Source organism: Salinibacillus xinjiangensis (assembly GCF_009649735.1).
Classification (GTDB): domain Bacteria; phylum Bacillota; class Bacilli; order Bacillales; family Alkalibacillaceae; genus Salinibacillus; species Salinibacillus xinjiangensis.
This window is the reverse complement of sequence record NZ_WJNH01000007.1, coordinates 31432-47068: the sequence shown is the minus strand read 5'-3', so window position 1 is coordinate 47068 and position 15637 is coordinate 31432. Positions and strand designations below refer to the sequence as shown.

Sequence of the window (15637 nt, the reverse complement as noted above, 5' to 3'; positions counted from 1 at the left end):
TCCTTTATGATACTTTTCGTTTGTCTAACCTGTTTTTCACATACATTTGTACAAATAAATAGCTAAATACGCCTCCTATGCCCCAAAGTAACAGCATTTCCTGCCATGAAGCGGCGATTAGAATGAAAATGCCCAGTATCGCTGTTTTCACTAGCATAATCATCAATAGAAATTGTAATAGAGCTTGTTTGCGTACTTTTTTGGTAACTGGGTACAGGTCAATCCAATCGATTGTTCGATGATGATTCCACAATGTCATTAGCTGAAAGCCGCTTAAATAAATGAACAAAACTGCAAATACTAGCTTAAACCACACGATGGGAACCCAAAATATAAGAAAAATGGCAATCAAAAGTAATCGGACATACATTCCTAAGTAATCACTACTGCGAACAAATGTGATTCGGTATAAATACTGAAAGGTCTGGTCCTGACGAAATGGAATGGAATTGATGAGTAAATGGACAAGAAAGTGACGTTTCTTGGCCTTTTTCTTTAAATGAGGGACATCGGTAAACATATTGGCCACTCGGTAAAAGGCCTGCATGCTCGCCTCTTCCTTTTCAATCAATAAATCCCACGCAATCCCTAGTTTTTTTCCAACAGACTGATACGTATAAATCAAATAGCTAACAAACAAAATGGTCGAAATACTCGCGAACAGATAAGCATTTCCTTGTAACAGGAAAAACAACGTTAATATGTTTAAGACTGCTCGTATGGCAACATCCATCTGGCGGCTTTTGGCATCCCTCTCTTTTAACATCCACCAGGTGGCAAACAAGTTCCAAATCTTAAAGATAATGAGAATGACACCCAGCCATATTAGTGACTTACCATCCTCCGAAATAACAGTTAGATATAAAGGGGCTAGTGCTGCTAATGATAAAGCTAACAAATAAAGCTGAATCATAAAACTATACCAGAAACCCTTTTGAAAATACGGTCCCATTTTATGCTCAGCTGGTAATAAAAAGAAGGTATCCGCCTCCACCAGCAACGTTCGAATAGGGCTTCGAGTTACGAAAAAACCTAAAATCACTGCAATCAACCAGTCGGCTGGAAATTCATCCGGAATGGTCTCAAGCCATTGCTGATAAAAATAAGCAAAAGCCGCGATAAAAAATAACAGTGCAAAGGCTAAATGGTCATTAAACATTAAACGTAAATATCTACCGGTTTCCTTGGCATGACGTGCTATTCGCTTTTTCCACAGCTGATTCGGATTAAACATGTTGATCTTCCTTTGTCAGCTGCACATATAGATCATCAAGCGTTGCGTTCGGCATCTGAAATTCTTCTCTTAATTCCGCCAAGGTCCCTTTTGCCCGAACCTCCCCATCGTGAAGGATGACAAACCGGTCACAATAACGTTCCGCAGTAGCTAAAATATGGGTCGACATTAAGACACCAGCCCCTTGCTCCTTCATATCATTCATCATTTGTAAATACGATTGTATCCCCAAAGGGTCAAGTCCAACAAAAGGTTCATCCACTATATATAAGGAAGGCTCAATTAAAAACGCACACATTATCATTACTTTCTGTCGCATCCCTTTTGAAAAATGAACCGGAAACCACTTTAATTTTTTCTCTAAACGAAATTCCTTTAATAACGGTTCAATTCTTTTTTCAAATTCATCTTCAGGAATTTCATAAGCCATCGCCGTTAGCTTTAAATGCTCGTACAAGGTTAATTCTTCATATAATACGGGCATTTCAGGTATGTAAGCAAACTGTTTTCGGTAATCCTCAGGAGTTTCATGAAAGCTTTTCCCGTTAATCGTGATAGATCCTTTTTTAGGTTCCATCAGACCAATAATATGTTTAATGGACGTACTTTTCCCCGCCCCGTTTAAGCCAATTAACCCTACGATTTCATGGGGGCGTACGTCGAATGATATATCTTTAAGTACATTTTTTTGAGTATAACCACCATAGACATTTTTTAATTCTAATAATGTATCCATTGAATTATCTCCCTACTTTCTTCATACCTAATCTAAATTTTACCATCATCCATATAATTTGCAAAAGATGAATATTTTTTGTACGTCTGAACACAATATAGGATAAGGAACGGGGATGGTCAGTTGTGAAACATTGTCAGACACGTCAAACCATTTAAAGTGGGGTGTTGGTGAAAGATCAAATTCTTTCACGTTCAGATTACCATTTTTAGAAATGGGGTGTCGGTGAAAGACAAGTTCCTTTCACACACTTGATTATTCGGCAAGCATCTGTAGACTTCTTACGTTTAGCTAGACGATGTTTAGTTTAACGTAATCCCCATCTCATCAACAGTATGCAACCCCGTTCCTTGGGGCAGAGCACACATAGTGTGCTCTGTCTTTTTTGTTTTTGATTAAATTTATTGTTGGTGTTCTTTCGTAATGGATAGAAATTGCGGCGTAAGTAGCTTCTTTAGTGTTGCTTAATTCGTTCTGATTAATATGGACTGCATGCAAACGTTCCGCCAGAATACTCCGCTATTGGAGTGATCTGATGAATGCATAGTTAAGAGCTTTTGATTAACCAATAGTTCACCACTAAATCAACGAATGAGGCACTGTTTTTAGCGGAGGAAATACACGGAGACCCCTGGTCAGTTAAAAACGGCCACGTCCCTGTGGCAGAGCACCGACACTTGAACGGAAAACCACCATAGGGAGTTTGAGTAGATGTCGCACTTGTTCCCTTGGGTGAAAGCAATGTGTATTACCGGAGAGATGGTTGTGCACTCATCATAAATAAATGGAATTAGTCACGCTAGAGTTATGTCGCATCTTCTATCAATTGCGATATAAAATACTTAACTCTGCTAATTGCATTCGTCCCCTCCCTTTATTACAATAAAGAAAAGTGGTAAAAGGAGGAATTTCAATGTCCGATTGTATCTTCTGTAAAATCCTAGATGGCGAGCTCCCGTCTGCCAAGGTGTATGAGGATGAAGATGTGTACGCTTTTTTAGATATTAGCCAGGTATCAAAGGGGCATACACTTGTGATTCCGAAAAATCATACTGAAAATATTTACGAAACTGATGAGGAAACAGCACAAAAGGTGTTTGCTCGTATACCGAAGATTGCTAATGCCCTTCAGAAAACGTATGAACCAAAGGGTATGAACATCCTTCAAAACAATGGTGAATTCGCTGGACAAACTGTATTTCATTTACATATTCATCTTATTCCAAGGTATGACAATAATGAGGATGGATTTGATCTCAAATGGGTCACACACAATGATGCTTATGATTTGCAGGAACTATCAAACGAAATTCGTAAAAACATTTAACACCATACATATTCATTTGGCAAAAGGATGTACCAGTCTTTTGTCAAATTTAACGGTTCTGTCCTTCATGCTCTTCATGAAGGACTTTTTTTATTACTTCATTCTCGCTTTGTCCCTCATACCCTTGTTGAAGGACTTTACAGTAGCCATTTGATTCCCTCCTGGCCTTTATCCCCCTGCTGATGGACATTTCTTAAACTCCCCTTCTATCCTTAGGCCTTCATTCCGAGCTAGGACCGGCTCACCATATATTATTCAGAAAATTTAACCAAATGTAGAAAATAACTCTTTATATGTCGCCCTATATCTGGTATAATACTCCTATACTTTCGCAGTCAATCGTGAGGATATGGCTGGAAAGAATATAGATGAGTTTAGTTTAGAAGAGGAGAGGAATAACAAATGAATATTCGTATTTTAGTATTACTATCTTTACTGTTGGGAATTGGTACGGTTTTACACTTAGTCATGCCAGGTGTATTGTTTGGAATGAAACCTGATCTTCAACTAGCCATGATGTTCCTAGGAATTTTATTATTTCCAAGAGTCAAATATGTTCTCGTATTGGCTTTTGCAACAGGAATATTAACGGCAATTACCACGACAATGCCAGGTGGCCAAATTTCTAACCTGATTGACAAACCAATTACCGCTTTTGCATTCTTCGGATTATATGTACTATTATCTAAAGTTGTTAAAGATGTTGTATTAGCTCCTGTTATGACAGCATTCGGTACGATGATTAGTGGCTCCGTTTTCTTATCTGTTGCCCTATTTATTGTCGGTGTAGACTTAGGTGCTGGATTCGGTGCCCTATTTGCAACAGTTGTCATACCAGCAACAATTGCCAACACAGTAATTATTTTTGTTGTTTATCCAATCTTACAATCCATTATGAAGCGTTCGTCCATTTCGTTACAAGAAGCGTAAATAGGCGGTCGCACTCAATCTCTAGAGCTAACCCTCTAGAGATTTTTGTTTTACCCTAGAATAAATATGTGACAAGTTAAGTTTTTCTAGCTAATTCCCTAAACATTCTCCACAAAACACGTTATAATAATAATAAATCGTCAAATGATAAATAATGAATCAATCTGACGGAAGTTATTAACCTTTTTTATTTCATTGAAACGGATACTTATGACGCTTTAAATATTGAAGGGGGTTACATAATGGCAAACGGAAAATCATTATTCCTTGGCTTTCTTTTTGGTAGTGTAATTGGAGCATCCGCAACATTACTAACCACTCCGGCCTCAGGTGAAGATATTCGCCGCAAAACAAGAGAGCAAAGCCTGAAGCTTAAACAAACCATTCTAGAATTAAAAAATGAAAGCCTAGATTTAAAAAATCAACTTACTAAAACGACTAAAGAAGGAGCCGTTTTACTTAAAGAGCTATCTCAAGATGTAAAGGAATCAATTGATAGCTGGAAGGAGACAATTGAGCCCCACCAGGCCAACATACAGGAACACTTAAAGCAAGTCGAAGAAAGCTTGAAAGACTTAGAGGATAAGATGAATACACAGAAAAGTAAAGCATAAAAAAAGATGTATGTTCCATTGTGAACATACATCTTTTTTGTTGATAACTAAAAGAGCTGCCTCATCCTATGAGACAGCTCTATTAAATGATTTTTATGAATTACTCACCAATACCTTCTGTCCACTTTTTAAGTAGATCTGGATTGTCTTCAAGGTATTTGCTTGCTGCATCAGCTGGTTCTGCACCATTATTGATAGCTACAAGTAACTCATTTTCCATTTCTTCGTTATAATCTTCTGTAATACGTTGAATTACTTCATATGCTGCTGGTGAATCTTCCTTGAAGCTCTTATGTGCTACAGCTTCAATACGGTCACCTGCACCACCGTATACTTCTTTAGGATCTTCTAGCATTTTAAGATCCATTTCAGCAAATGCCCAGTGAGGCTTCCATAGTGGAACAAGAATTGGTTCTTCATTTTCTATTTTTGTTTTTAGCTCAGAAAGCATTGCAGCTTCAGAACTAGGAGTAAGTGACCAGTTTTCTAAGCCATATTCTTCAAGTGCTGTTTGTGTATTTTGCATAATTCCTGCACCTGGGTCAATACCAACGATTTCCCATTCAACTGCTTCACCTAGTTCCTCATTACCCTTTAAGTCTTCAATGGAGTTTACATCCATGTATGATGGAACTGTTAATGCAAGAGGTGCTTGTGCAACGAATTCACCTACAACCTCTACGTCATCTTGATACTGTTCCCAATAAGATTGGTGTGTTGCTGGTAGCCATGAAGCAGTCATAAATGATGCATCATCATTAGCAACACTTGACCACATAGCACCTGCTTCAACCTGTGTAGTTTCTACAGTGTAGCCTACTTCTTCAAGAACTTGTTGAACTAATGGTGTACGAGCAAGAGCACCTGCCCATGCAACATATGGAATATTTAGTTCGTCTTCACCAAGTTCTACTCCACTGGCAGCATCTTCATTACCACCATCGTTTTGAGTATCACCGGATTCTTGTTCAGTATCTTCACCGCCACCACAAGCAGCCAATAATAGTGCAAATACTAGTGCTGCGGCTAAACCAAGAAATTTAAATTTCTTAAGCATAATTAAAATTCCTCCTTATGTTAAATAATTTATATGTTCGGGCTTCCACATCTACTAAGAGATGTAGAAAACCCGGGAACATGCTATTTTTTGTTTGCACCTTGTGAAATGCGATCAAGTAACATCGCAAGAATAACAAGAGAAAGACCACCTTCAAATCCAAGTCCAACTTGAACCTGTGTTACAGCTCTGTAAACGATTGTTCCAAGACCTGGAGCCCCTACCATTGACGCGATAACAACCATTGATAAAGAAAGCATAATTGTTTGGTTGATACCTGCCATAATGGTTGGCCTAGCAAGTGGAATTTGTACTTTCATCAGTCTTTGTCCGGTCGTAGAACCATATGCATTGGAAGCTTCAATAAGTTCTTTATCAACCTGACGAATACCAAGGTTTGTAAGCCTAACAGTTGGTGGCATAGAGAAAATAATTGTTGCTACGACACCTGGCACAACACCAAGGCTGAAGAATACAACTGCTGGGATTAAATATACGAATGCTGGCATTGTCTGCATAAAGTCAAGAATTGGTGTAATAACAGACTGCACAGAATTCTTTTGTGACATCCATATACCAATTGGAATACCAACAAGCATGGAAATAAATACAGATATAAGAACTAATGAAATGGTATCAACTAACTCAGGCCAGTAGCCCAGGTTATTGATAAGTCCAAGACCTATCACTGCGAAAATACCGAGTTTCCAGTTTACTGCCCACCATGCCAGTAATGCTATCAGGATAATTAGTACATAAGGTGGTGCCATTGCCATTAGGGAAACAAATCCCTCTGCAATAAATTCTAAAACAGCTGTAACAGCATCAAAGAATCCTGATAAGTAAGCCTTCAAAAAGTCTACAAATGATTCAATCCAATCCGATAATGGGAGTTTTGGTAAAATTTGTGTATCATCCATTGTGTTCTTCACCCCCATTTCCATTTAATACATTATTATCCCCAGCTAGTGCTCCAATAACAGATCCACGTACAATAATTCCTACTAATCGACCTGCATCATCAACGACTGACAGCGGAGCCTTGTCATCAAACATCGGTGTGAATACATCAGCCAATACAGTCTCAGGATGAACGGTTGGAATGTCTGTTGTTAGGACATCTTCAAGCCCTTTCTTTTCCTGTGCTGCTGATGCCGCTTGATCCGCTGTTACATAGCCAAGTAATTTTTTCTTATTATCCACAACATAAATTGTGGATACACCATTTTCCTTCATTAACTTTAGGGCTACATTTGGACCTCGATCAACCCTTACAGTTTCTGCCCGCTTCATGACATGACCAGCAGTAATTACTTTCGATAGATCAACATCTTCAACGAAGCGTTCAACATAATCGTTGGCTGGGTCCATAAGGATTTCCTCAGCAGTACCCACCTGAACAATGCTTCCGTCTTTCATCAATGCAATTCTATCTCCAATACGTAATGCCTCATCAAGGTCATGTGTAATGAAAATAATGGTTTTATTCATTGTTTGTTGTAAATCCATTAATTCGTCCTGCATATCTTTTCGAATTAATGGGTCCAATGCACTGAAGGCCTCATCCATTAATAAGATTTCAGGATCATTAGCTAACGCTCTGGCCAAACCAACACGTTGCTGCATACCACCTGAAAGTTCATTTGGATACTTATCCAAATAATTTCCAAGTCCTACTAGCTCCAGGGCCTCCTTTGCCTTTTGGGCACGTGCCTCTTTATCGACACCTTGGATTTCTAGACCAAACTCAGTGTTTTTTTGAATGGTTTTGTGTGGGAGAAGGGCAAAGTTTTGAAAAACCATGCTCATCTTTTTTCTGCGTAAATTACGCAATTCTTCCTTATTCATTTCTGAAATGTTTTGATCACCAAGCCAGATGTCACCTGATGTTGGTTCAATCAGGCGGTTTAACAAGCGGACTAGTGTGGATTTACCACTTCCAGACAGACCCATAATGACAAATACCTCACCGCTTTCAACCTCGAATGAAGCCTGATTTACACCTACCGTCATACCCGTTAGTTCCAGGATTTCGTCCTTAGTTTTATTTTCATCTAGGTATTTCACGGCTTGTTTCGGACGTTTACCGAAAATTTTCGTTAATCGGTCTACCTTAATTGAACTCATTTTGTCACCTCACTTATGATTTGGAGTACTCCGTGTTTCTCCATTTACCACTTGATTCACACTTTATTACAGATAGGATAATAGTCTTGCGTTTTCTGCACGATAAGTCAAATCTCTTATATTCTTTAATATTTGCAAAGAAACTCATAATAAACATCAACCTTAATAAGTAGGTATGATTTCAATATTCTACAAAATTCGCACATGCACAAAACTATGTATTCCTTCTTTTCATCAAGCACCTATATAACTATATCTTTTTTACTACCTAAATTACAAACATTAAAAACTCTTATTTTAGAATAAATTTTTCGTACAGTTAAAACTGTACGAACTTATCATACTTTTTACTCCAAATTACTTTAATTTGCTAACAATAACTCCCTGCTTTCTTATTTTTATAATTTTCCTATCTTTAGTAATGTGATATTTAGAGTAATGTGCTATTTGAGCATAAGTTCTTAAGGAGGCCCTTTTTTAATATGCATAAGACAAACGAAAAAGAATTACTAGAAAACGTACATAATCAATTGATTTCTGAGTTTTCCCAGACGCTTGAAATGTTCGACCTATCTCCATCTGATGCAAAACTGTTCGTTACCTTATATATAAACAAGGAACCGATGACACTTGATGAAATGAGTCAAGCCATGGGCAAAAGTAAAACGTCAATGAGTACTGGAATAAGAAGCCTGTTGGAATCGAACCTTGTGGAACGTGTTTGGAAAAAGGGTGTCAGAAAAGACTTATACCAAGCCAGTGAACATTTATATCGGAAGTTTATGAGTGCTTATATAGATAAATGGTTAGATGCCGCAGATCGACAAAAACAATCTCTCAAGGAAATTGAAAATGTACTTCAAGAACAGGGACACTACTCAGACCAGAAAAACCGCCAATCACTACGAAGTCGAATTGGGGATATGATAGAATTCCTTCATTTAATAGAAGCAACCTTCCAAGACATGGACCCTAAAAAACAAGTTAAGAAATAATTGATATATATGAAAGAACCCGGAATGTAAATGCCTCCGTACATTCCGGGTTCTTTCTATAATAATTAGGAACGAATTTCTTGAAATAAAAAAATGAAGTATGAAATAGCAAAGCAAATGACCGCAGCGGACAAAATACCGATTACTTGTGGCCAAATAATGGTTAAACTTTGGGCTAATTCCAAAGGTGCTGGAATTGTTCCGGCTACCTGTTCCATAGATATCGGCCCTAACGTACGAAAACTCGGCGTCAAAAGAATAGTCGTAATTTCAGTAAATAAATAGTTCGGCGAAAAACGCATGAGTGTGGTGAGCAATTCCTGACTCTGTTGCTGGACACTAGCAGCTTGTTGAAATAACTGGTCAGGTACAGATGTATTGACAATTAAATTAACCAAAATTCCATAGAAAATGCTAAAAAATAACCATATAGATATCCCAGCTAAAGCAGAGGTTGCTGCCTGCTTGAATCGAATCGAAAAGAGAATCGATAAAGCAAGCCAAAACCCGATATAGACAATGATCATAACTAAATACGTCATTATCCGTATGAATTCTTCAAACGTTGGCGGAATGCCCATTGATACGATTCCAATTCCGATGACTAAAAATCCGAGAGAAAAGATAAAGCTTGCTATAACTGAAATGGCACCTAGAAATTTTGCCAATATAATATAATCACGGGGAATCGGCTGTGACATCACACGTAATAGGGTATTCTTATTTCGTTCACTATTAACCGCATCAAACCCCAAACTAATACCAAGTAGGGGACCAAGAAAACTAACGAAGGTGACAAAGGAAGGCAATGTACCTCCTTCATCTGTTATCGTAAAGACCTTTAAATACAAAAATAGCTGTTGATTGCTTTCAATGTTAGAAGCCACATCTCTAATGGTGGATAAGGCTGTATATAAGGAACCTACACAGGTGAGCAATATTATGCCCATTAAAATATTAAAACGAAAGCTTTTAATATGATCTGTAATTTCCTTTTGGGTCAATACCCACAGAGGGCTGTGTGCAAAATCCTGAATTTTCTTGATCCACTTCTCCTTATTCAATTGATTCACCCCCTTGGAAATAACGTTGATAAATATCATCCAATCCATAGGAAACTCGTTCTAAGGATAGGAGCTGATATTGATTTGCATTCATAAATTGTGCGAGTTCACCTTGGTCTTCATTTTTTAGTCGAACTAAGTAGAATCCATCCTCTTCTTCAATTTGTTCGATGTTTGCTTCCATGCTCAATTTCTCTATTAGCTGAGAATCAGCATTATTAACCTTCACTCGATATACATAGGTATGATCCTTTAATAGCTCTGTTTGCAATTTTTCAATATCGCCTTGAGCTAGTAATTCTCCTTTAACAAAAATCCCCACACGGTCACAAATTTGTTGTACTTGATGAAGCTGATGGGATGATAGGAGAACAGTTAGTCCATTTTCCACACTCAGGCTTTTAATGAGATGTAAAAGCTCATTAATTCCCTTGGGGTCAATTCCTAGTGTTGGTTCATCCATTATCACTACTTCAGGGTCCTTCATTAGGATGTCTGCGAGCCCTAATCGTTGCCTCATCCCTCTTGAATATTTTCCAACCTTTTTATCCTTTGCCTCCTCCAACCTCACCTGGGAAAGCAGTTCATTAGCCCGTTCTTCTGCTTCAACGGAGGATAGACCATTGAGCTTAGCTGTTAATTTTAAATTTTCTAGCCCTGTTAGATCCTCATAAAATCCTACATCATCTGGCAAAAAGCCGACCTTCCTTTTCACTTCAATGGGATAATTGGTCGCCTGTACACCACATACATGGACTTCCCCTTTTGTTGGCTCCGTCAAACCGAGCATCATATAAATGGTCGTCGATTTCCCTGCACCATTAGGACCAAGTAAGCCAAAAATTTCCCCACGATTAATCGCCAGGTCCAATTGCTTTACTGCAGTTGTTTCCTTATATTGCTTTGATACGTTCGTTAACTCTATAATGGTTTCCGTCATGTTTATCTCCTCCCATATTTTCTAACGAGGAAGAACATCCCTACAATGACAGCAATAATAATGGCAACTCCAACAAAACCCCATACCATTGAAGTTTTTACGCTCATACGAAATTGAGCATTTGAAGTTGTTTCAGGAGCATCGGCACTCATTTCAACCGCATAATCACCAGCAATCGCATTGTCACTAGCGTGTACCGTTGCTTTCACGGTTCTTGATTGTCCAGCTGGGATCCCATCTATGGAGCTAGGTTCAAATTCTACCTCCCATTCAGATGGAGTGTTCTTACTAGATAACTTAACATCTGTCAGTTTACTAGTTCCTGTGTTTTTTACTTGTAGGGTTAATACTTTGGAGTCCCCTGCTTTAATGTCCGAACTTAACCGTCCATCCGGAGTAGTGAGCTCCATGCTGTATGTTCCTGTAATGACTGCCTCAAGCTTTAAATCAGCACTTGCTTCTCCTGCTTGAGCTTTTATCGGAATTTCATATGTTCCTTTTTCAGCTTGCGGTGATGGCGTGATATCCACACTAATGGTTTTCGTTTGGTTTGAATCAACCGTTACACTTGTTACATCCTTACCATCCGCTTTAAATTTGACTTTCCAACCATTTGGAGCATCAGCTGTAAGTGCATAGTGTTGCTCCTTTGCTGTACGATTCACAAGCTCTGTATCATAACTGAAGGTAGATTTGGAATCCCCTTCCATATTGGTTTGTTCAGATTTTAATTCTGTTTTAAATACACCTTCTTCTGCAATATTAATTGTCATGGGTAGTCTTGTGGTCGCACCTGTCCTTGATGTAGTTGTAACGTTAAAATCATATTCTCCTTTCTCAATCTTTAAAGGTACTTCTACATCTAATTGAAATGTTTTCGTACCATTTGGCTTCACTGCTAAATGATCCACAGCATAACCATCCGCCGTAATGGTGTAATTCCATTCTTTTGGTAAATCCTCAACACCTAAATCTAAACTTTTGACTTCACTAGAATTATTAATGACCTCTACATCATAGGTAGCTTTTTCACCAGGCGTTAGCGATAAACCTGTTAATGGCGTATACAATGTGATCCCTTCTGCAGCCTGTACCGAGGTTGGAAATAGGCTAGCAAATAGTAAAAGAAAACTAGTCATAAGTAAAAGAAATTTTTGTTTCATGTTAACTTCCTCCCTTTTTTCTTTTTAGTACGCACCACCTAAAAGATTGGATTTAACTTTTTAGAAAAAAATTAATAGTTGACAAAATCATCAATACATTTTATTTATTTGTATAAGAGGGTTATATGTCAGGATAGGGAGTGAACAGAGATGCCAGATAATGAAAAGACAGATGCCGATTTATTAAAAGCAGTAGAAAAAGGCTCTGTTGACGATTTTCAATTGCTATATGAACGACACTTTCCCTTAATTTATAAAATTGTATTTTCAATTTTAAAGGACAAAGAGGATAGCTCTGACTTGTGCCACGACTTATTTTTAGAAGTTTTTCGGAAGGCCCATACCTATCATCCCAGTAGAGGCAGTGTAAAGTCTTGGCTAGCAGTTCGGGCAAAAAGTAGAGCGATTGATTACATTCGAAAACAAAAGAGAGTCATCTTAAAGGATCAATTACTCTACCAACAGAAAACTACGGATAGAAGTGTAGAGGATTTGGCTTTGTCAAACGTAGAAAAAAAGCGACTTCTTGCAGCACTAGAAAAACTTCCAGATGCGCAACGGCAAGCCATTTATTTAAACTATATCGAATCGTTATCTCATAAGGAGACGGCAAAGCAATTAGGGCGACCATTAGGGACCGTCAAATCATTAATCCGCTATGGGCTTAAAAACCTACGAAAGCAGATTGTGGCACAGCAGGATATACAAAGAGGTGATCAACATGATGCGTAATCACATACCTGAAGAATGGATTTTAGACTATATTAACCAAGAGCTTTCCGAACAAGAAGTGAACAAAGTAAAAGAACACCTTGAATGGTGTCCTGAGTGTCAGGAGCTTTATACCTTTTGGGTCCAAACCTTAAATGATGAAGTAGAGGTGCCAAGCGAAGAAAAAAAGGCCGTTTGGAACAAGCTATCCACTAGTGTTCAACAGCATAAAAGGAAGTCTTTCCGTACTTGGTATAAAGGCTTACTCGTTGCAGCCGCCTGTGCTATCTTTTTCATTACAGGTCTATTCACTGGAGGCAATGTATTTAGCCCCAAAGAGCAGGCCAGTGAACAAGAGGTAAACGATGAACAGTTTATCATCGATACAGAAACGGAAATGTATGACCTCATTCAAACATCAAACGGGGATAATAGAGGCTATGCTTGGTATAATCCTGTACAAAAAGAAATGATTCTCTATCTTGATGATGAAGATCTACAAAATTATTATGAAGCCAATATTCAAACTAGAGATTCAACAATAAATAAAACCCCTATTTATTTAAACAACGGAAACAAACATGTTTATATAAAAGACCAAAAGTTAAAGGAATTTTACCGACTCATATTAATTAATCAACTCAACCAAAAACCAGTTAAAAGCTATGAATTTAAAACGATAAACACCAGTTCACCTTAATAAATAAAGCAAAAAGTACCGGCTAAAAAGGCTGGTACTTTTTTCCTATGCAAATGTGTTAGAATATTTTGCAAGATATTCTTTATTAATCTTACTTTTACTGGCATAATAGAAAAAAAGGGATGTTTAATAGAGGAGTTGATTTATATGAGTAGCGTAGAGTATTCCATGCCAGAAGCAATCCTATATAGTCATAAAATGGCTCAGCTAAGTAAAGCGTTATGGAAGGCGATAGAAAAGGATTGGCAGGACTGGGTTAAGCCTTATGGATTAAATATTAACGAGCATCATATTTTGTTAATCGCCTATCACCTTAAGGGTTCTAGTATTTCTGAAATATCTAAGTTCGGTGTCATGCACGTTTCGACAGCTTTTAACTTTTCCAAAAACCTTGAGGAACGTGGCTTGCTTACCTTTTCGAAAAAGGAAAATGACAAGCGAAATACGTACGTTGAATTAACAGATAAGGGAATTGATCTTTTATATGAAATCATGCAATCCTATGAGGTTAAAAACAACAGAGTAGTAAACGGTTCCCTTAGCTTAAAAAAGCTATATGGACAATTTCCAGAATTTCAGGATATGATTGCTGTGATACGTGAGGTCTATGGGGATGATTATATGGAAATATTCAATCGATCTCTCCAAAATGTCGAAAAAGAAAACCATGAAAATTCAGCTAAAGTCCTAGAACAAGATCAAGTCTAAAAACTAACATAATTATGGATATAAAACATTAATCTAAATCGACCTAGGTGGGACCAAATATAGAAAAAAAGTCCCTACCATGTTCGATTTTTTAACATCCCTATTTTTTCTTTCATTTCTAGTCTAGGAAGCTCTTTTTATTCATCTAATAATAAGGAAAAACCATTACAAGAATTTGGGAACGGAATAGCAATAAAAAAGTGTAAAAAACTATTGATTTTCCATCGAAAACCAAGTATGATTCCTTGAGGGAAATCAGAAACGTTAATGCATAACTTCTTGTAAGGGAGGGACCTAGAGATGAATAACTGTTGGAAGACTGTCAACATTTCTAGAGAAATTGGTCAAGGGCGAATTTATATCATGTCATCTTTTATGGCTTTACTCGCTTTTATTCTATTATTTTTACCCTATTCTATATATCATCACAATGTACTCATTAAAGATCATGGCCTTTTGCCCTTGATTATTACTTTACTAACTTTACCTTTAGTTCATAAATTGACCCATGTCATTCCTCTTATTTTGTGCTATAGAAGGATTAAGGTACACTTACACCTGACAATGGGATTTATACCAACACTAACATGCAAGCTTAGGTCTTTCCTATCCAAAAAAACAACAATGTTTATGTGGCTTGGTCCAACCTTATTTCTCACTATCCCAGGAATTGTAGCAGCAATTGTTCTACCAAGCTATTATCCTTATATTCTACTTTATACAGCGATTAATATTGGTTTGTCCTTTAAAGATTTTGTATATATAAAGCAAATTGTAAATGCACCGAAAAAATGTTTGATCGAAGAAGCTAAGGACGGATACGACATTTTAATTAAAAATAGCACCCATTAATTTGGGTGCTTTTCCACTTTCTAATCATTTTATCTGTTCAATAGGCATATTTTTTGATAAAGTATTTTATAGGTACATAAGGGGGGGTTTAGAGGTGACATTATTTTATGTGCCATTTGCCATTTTTATCTTATATGTGTTTAATTCCTTAACACATTCCTTTTGTGTAAAATCTGAAATGAACAATGAGAAATCTCATCGAGTTTTTCGCACCATTAATATCTCGATTACGATTTTACTCATTTCATCCTATATAGAGGTATTGTATTTAGGGTAAAGAAACTGTAAATTATAATATTGAAGGCAAAAAGGAAGCGTTGAGTTACGCTCCCTTTTTTTTAGTATCAGCAGTATTTCATTGATCATTAAGTTCTTTATAAAAATCCCTTAGCACCAAGCTGCTCCAACAATAATTAACAGAATGAACAACACAACAATTAACGCGAAGCCACCATGGTATCCGCCGTAGCTCATTCTAG

Annotated in this window: 18 protein-coding genes; 9 read left to right on the top strand and 9 right to left on the bottom strand. The window is 37.4% G+C overall.

Annotation, left to right across the window (positions count from 1 at the left end; all coding sequences use genetic code 11):
- Positions 1-4: 4 nt before the first annotated feature.
- Together GH754_RS11420 and GH754_RS11415 are read right to left on the bottom strand one after the other, a co-directional pair.
- Positions 5-1234, bottom strand: a complete 1230-nt coding sequence (locus GH754_RS11420) for an ABC transporter permease (protein ID WP_153728837.1) — start codon at positions 1232-1234, stop codon at positions 5-7.
- The gene (locus tag GH754_RS11415; protein ID WP_153728836.1) at positions 1227-1970 is read right to left on the bottom strand and encodes an ABC transporter ATP-binding protein; all 744 of its coding nucleotides are present in this window, start codon (positions 1968-1970) and stop codon (positions 1227-1229) included. The genes GH754_RS11420 and GH754_RS11415 overlap by 8 nt, the downstream gene beginning before the upstream one ends.
- 913 nt (positions 1971-2883) lie before the next feature.
- On the opposite strand from GH754_RS11415, the gene GH754_RS11410 reads away from it, so the two are divergent.
- The 3 genes from GH754_RS11410 (at position 2884) to GH754_RS11400 (ending at position 4841) form a co-directional block, all read left to right on the top strand.
- The gene (locus tag GH754_RS11410) at positions 2884-3297 is read left to right on the top strand and encodes an HIT family protein (RefSeq protein WP_153728835.1); all 414 of its coding nucleotides are present in this window, start codon (positions 2884-2886) and stop codon (positions 3295-3297) included.
- Positions 3298-3699: 402 nt separating this feature from the next.
- The gene (locus tag GH754_RS11405) at positions 3700-4227 is read left to right on the top strand and encodes a tryptophan transporter (protein ID WP_153728834.1); all 528 of its coding nucleotides are present in this window, start codon (positions 3700-3702) and stop codon (positions 4225-4227) included.
- Between the two features lie 242 nt (positions 4228-4469).
- On the top strand, positions 4470-4841 hold the full coding sequence (locus GH754_RS11400) for a YtxH domain-containing protein (RefSeq protein ID WP_153728833.1): 372 nt from the start codon (positions 4470-4472) through the stop codon (positions 4839-4841).
- Between the two features lie 100 nt (positions 4842-4941).
- Here the strand turns inward: GH754_RS11400 and GH754_RS11395 are convergent, their stop codons facing one another.
- The 3 genes from GH754_RS11395 to GH754_RS11385 all read right to left on the bottom strand — a co-directional run bounded on the left by GH754_RS11395 (position 4942) and on the right by GH754_RS11385 (position 8025).
- Complete coding sequence (locus tag GH754_RS11395) at positions 4942-5898, bottom strand: glycine betaine ABC transporter substrate-binding protein (protein ID WP_153728832.1); 957 nt, start codon at positions 5896-5898, stop codon at positions 4942-4944.
- An 83-nt stretch (positions 5899-5981) separates the two neighbouring features.
- A complete protein-coding gene (locus GH754_RS11390; RefSeq protein WP_153728831.1) occupies positions 5982-6818 on the bottom strand; it encodes an ABC transporter permease in 837 nt (278 codons plus the stop codon).
- Positions 6811-8025, bottom strand: a complete 1215-nt coding sequence (locus GH754_RS11385; protein ID WP_153728830.1) for a quaternary amine ABC transporter ATP-binding protein — start codon at positions 8023-8025, stop codon at positions 6811-6813. Before GH754_RS11385 ends, GH754_RS11390 begins: the two co-directional genes overlap by 8 nt.
- A gap of 482 nt (positions 8026-8507) precedes the next feature.
- Here GH754_RS11385 and GH754_RS11380 point away from each other — a divergent pair, with 482 nt between their 5' ends.
- Entirely contained in the window at positions 8508-9020 is a 513-nt protein-coding gene (locus GH754_RS11380) for a GbsR/MarR family transcriptional regulator (protein ID WP_153728829.1), read from the top strand.
- 65 nt (positions 9021-9085) lie between these two features.
- Here GH754_RS11380 and GH754_RS11375 read toward each other — a convergent pair whose 3' ends face one another.
- From GH754_RS11375 to GH754_RS11365, 3 genes are read right to left on the bottom strand one after another with little or no spacing between them, the layout of a single operon-like run.
- The gene (locus GH754_RS11375) at positions 9086-10093 is read right to left on the bottom strand and encodes an ABC transporter permease (RefSeq protein WP_323742006.1); all 1008 of its coding nucleotides are present in this window, start codon (positions 10091-10093) and stop codon (positions 9086-9088) included.
- Positions 10077-11024: an ABC transporter ATP-binding protein gene (locus GH754_RS11370; RefSeq protein WP_153728827.1), complete on the bottom strand. Its 948-nt coding sequence runs from the start codon at positions 11022-11024 to the stop codon at positions 10077-10079. The genes GH754_RS11375 and GH754_RS11370 overlap by 17 nt, the downstream gene beginning before the upstream one ends.
- Before the next feature lie 2 nt (positions 11025-11026).
- Positions 11027-12187: a COG1470 family protein gene (locus GH754_RS11365; RefSeq protein WP_153728826.1), complete on the bottom strand. Its 1161-nt coding sequence runs from the start codon at positions 12185-12187 to the stop codon at positions 11027-11029.
- A 150-nt stretch (positions 12188-12337) separates the two neighbouring features.
- Between GH754_RS11365 and GH754_RS11360 the strand changes: the two genes are divergently transcribed.
- From GH754_RS11360 to GH754_RS11340, 5 genes are all read left to right on the top strand, one after another.
- Positions 12338-12919, top strand: coding sequence for an RNA polymerase sigma factor (locus GH754_RS11360; RefSeq protein ID WP_153728825.1), 582 nt, complete (start codon positions 12338-12340; stop codon positions 12917-12919).
- Positions 12909-13598 carry an anti-sigma factor family protein gene (locus tag GH754_RS11355; protein ID WP_194841339.1) on the top strand — a complete coding sequence of 230 codons (690 nt, stop codon included), beginning with the start codon at positions 12909-12911 and terminating at the stop codon, positions 13596-13598. The genes GH754_RS11360 and GH754_RS11355 overlap by 11 nt, the downstream gene beginning before the upstream one ends.
- Before the next feature lie 147 nt (positions 13599-13745).
- On the top strand, positions 13746-14306 hold the full coding sequence (locus GH754_RS11350) for an HTH-type transcriptional regulator Hpr (RefSeq protein WP_153728823.1): 561 nt from the start codon (positions 13746-13748) through the stop codon (positions 14304-14306).
- Positions 14307-14606: 300 nt separating this feature from the next.
- Positions 14607-15158, top strand: a complete 552-nt coding sequence (locus GH754_RS11345) for a DUF3267 domain-containing protein (protein ID WP_153728822.1) — start codon at positions 14607-14609, stop codon at positions 15156-15158.
- A gap of 94 nt (positions 15159-15252) precedes the next feature.
- Positions 15253-15435, top strand: a complete 183-nt coding sequence (locus tag GH754_RS11340) for a hypothetical protein (RefSeq protein WP_323741985.1) — start codon at positions 15253-15255, stop codon at positions 15433-15435.
- Positions 15436-15545: 110 nt separating this feature from the next.
- Here the strand turns inward: GH754_RS11340 and GH754_RS11335 are convergent, their stop codons facing one another.
- A complete protein-coding gene (locus GH754_RS11335) occupies positions 15546-15632 on the bottom strand; it encodes a YjcZ family sporulation protein (protein ID WP_153729078.1) in 87 nt (28 codons plus the stop codon).
- Positions 15633-15637 lie beyond the last annotated feature (5 nt).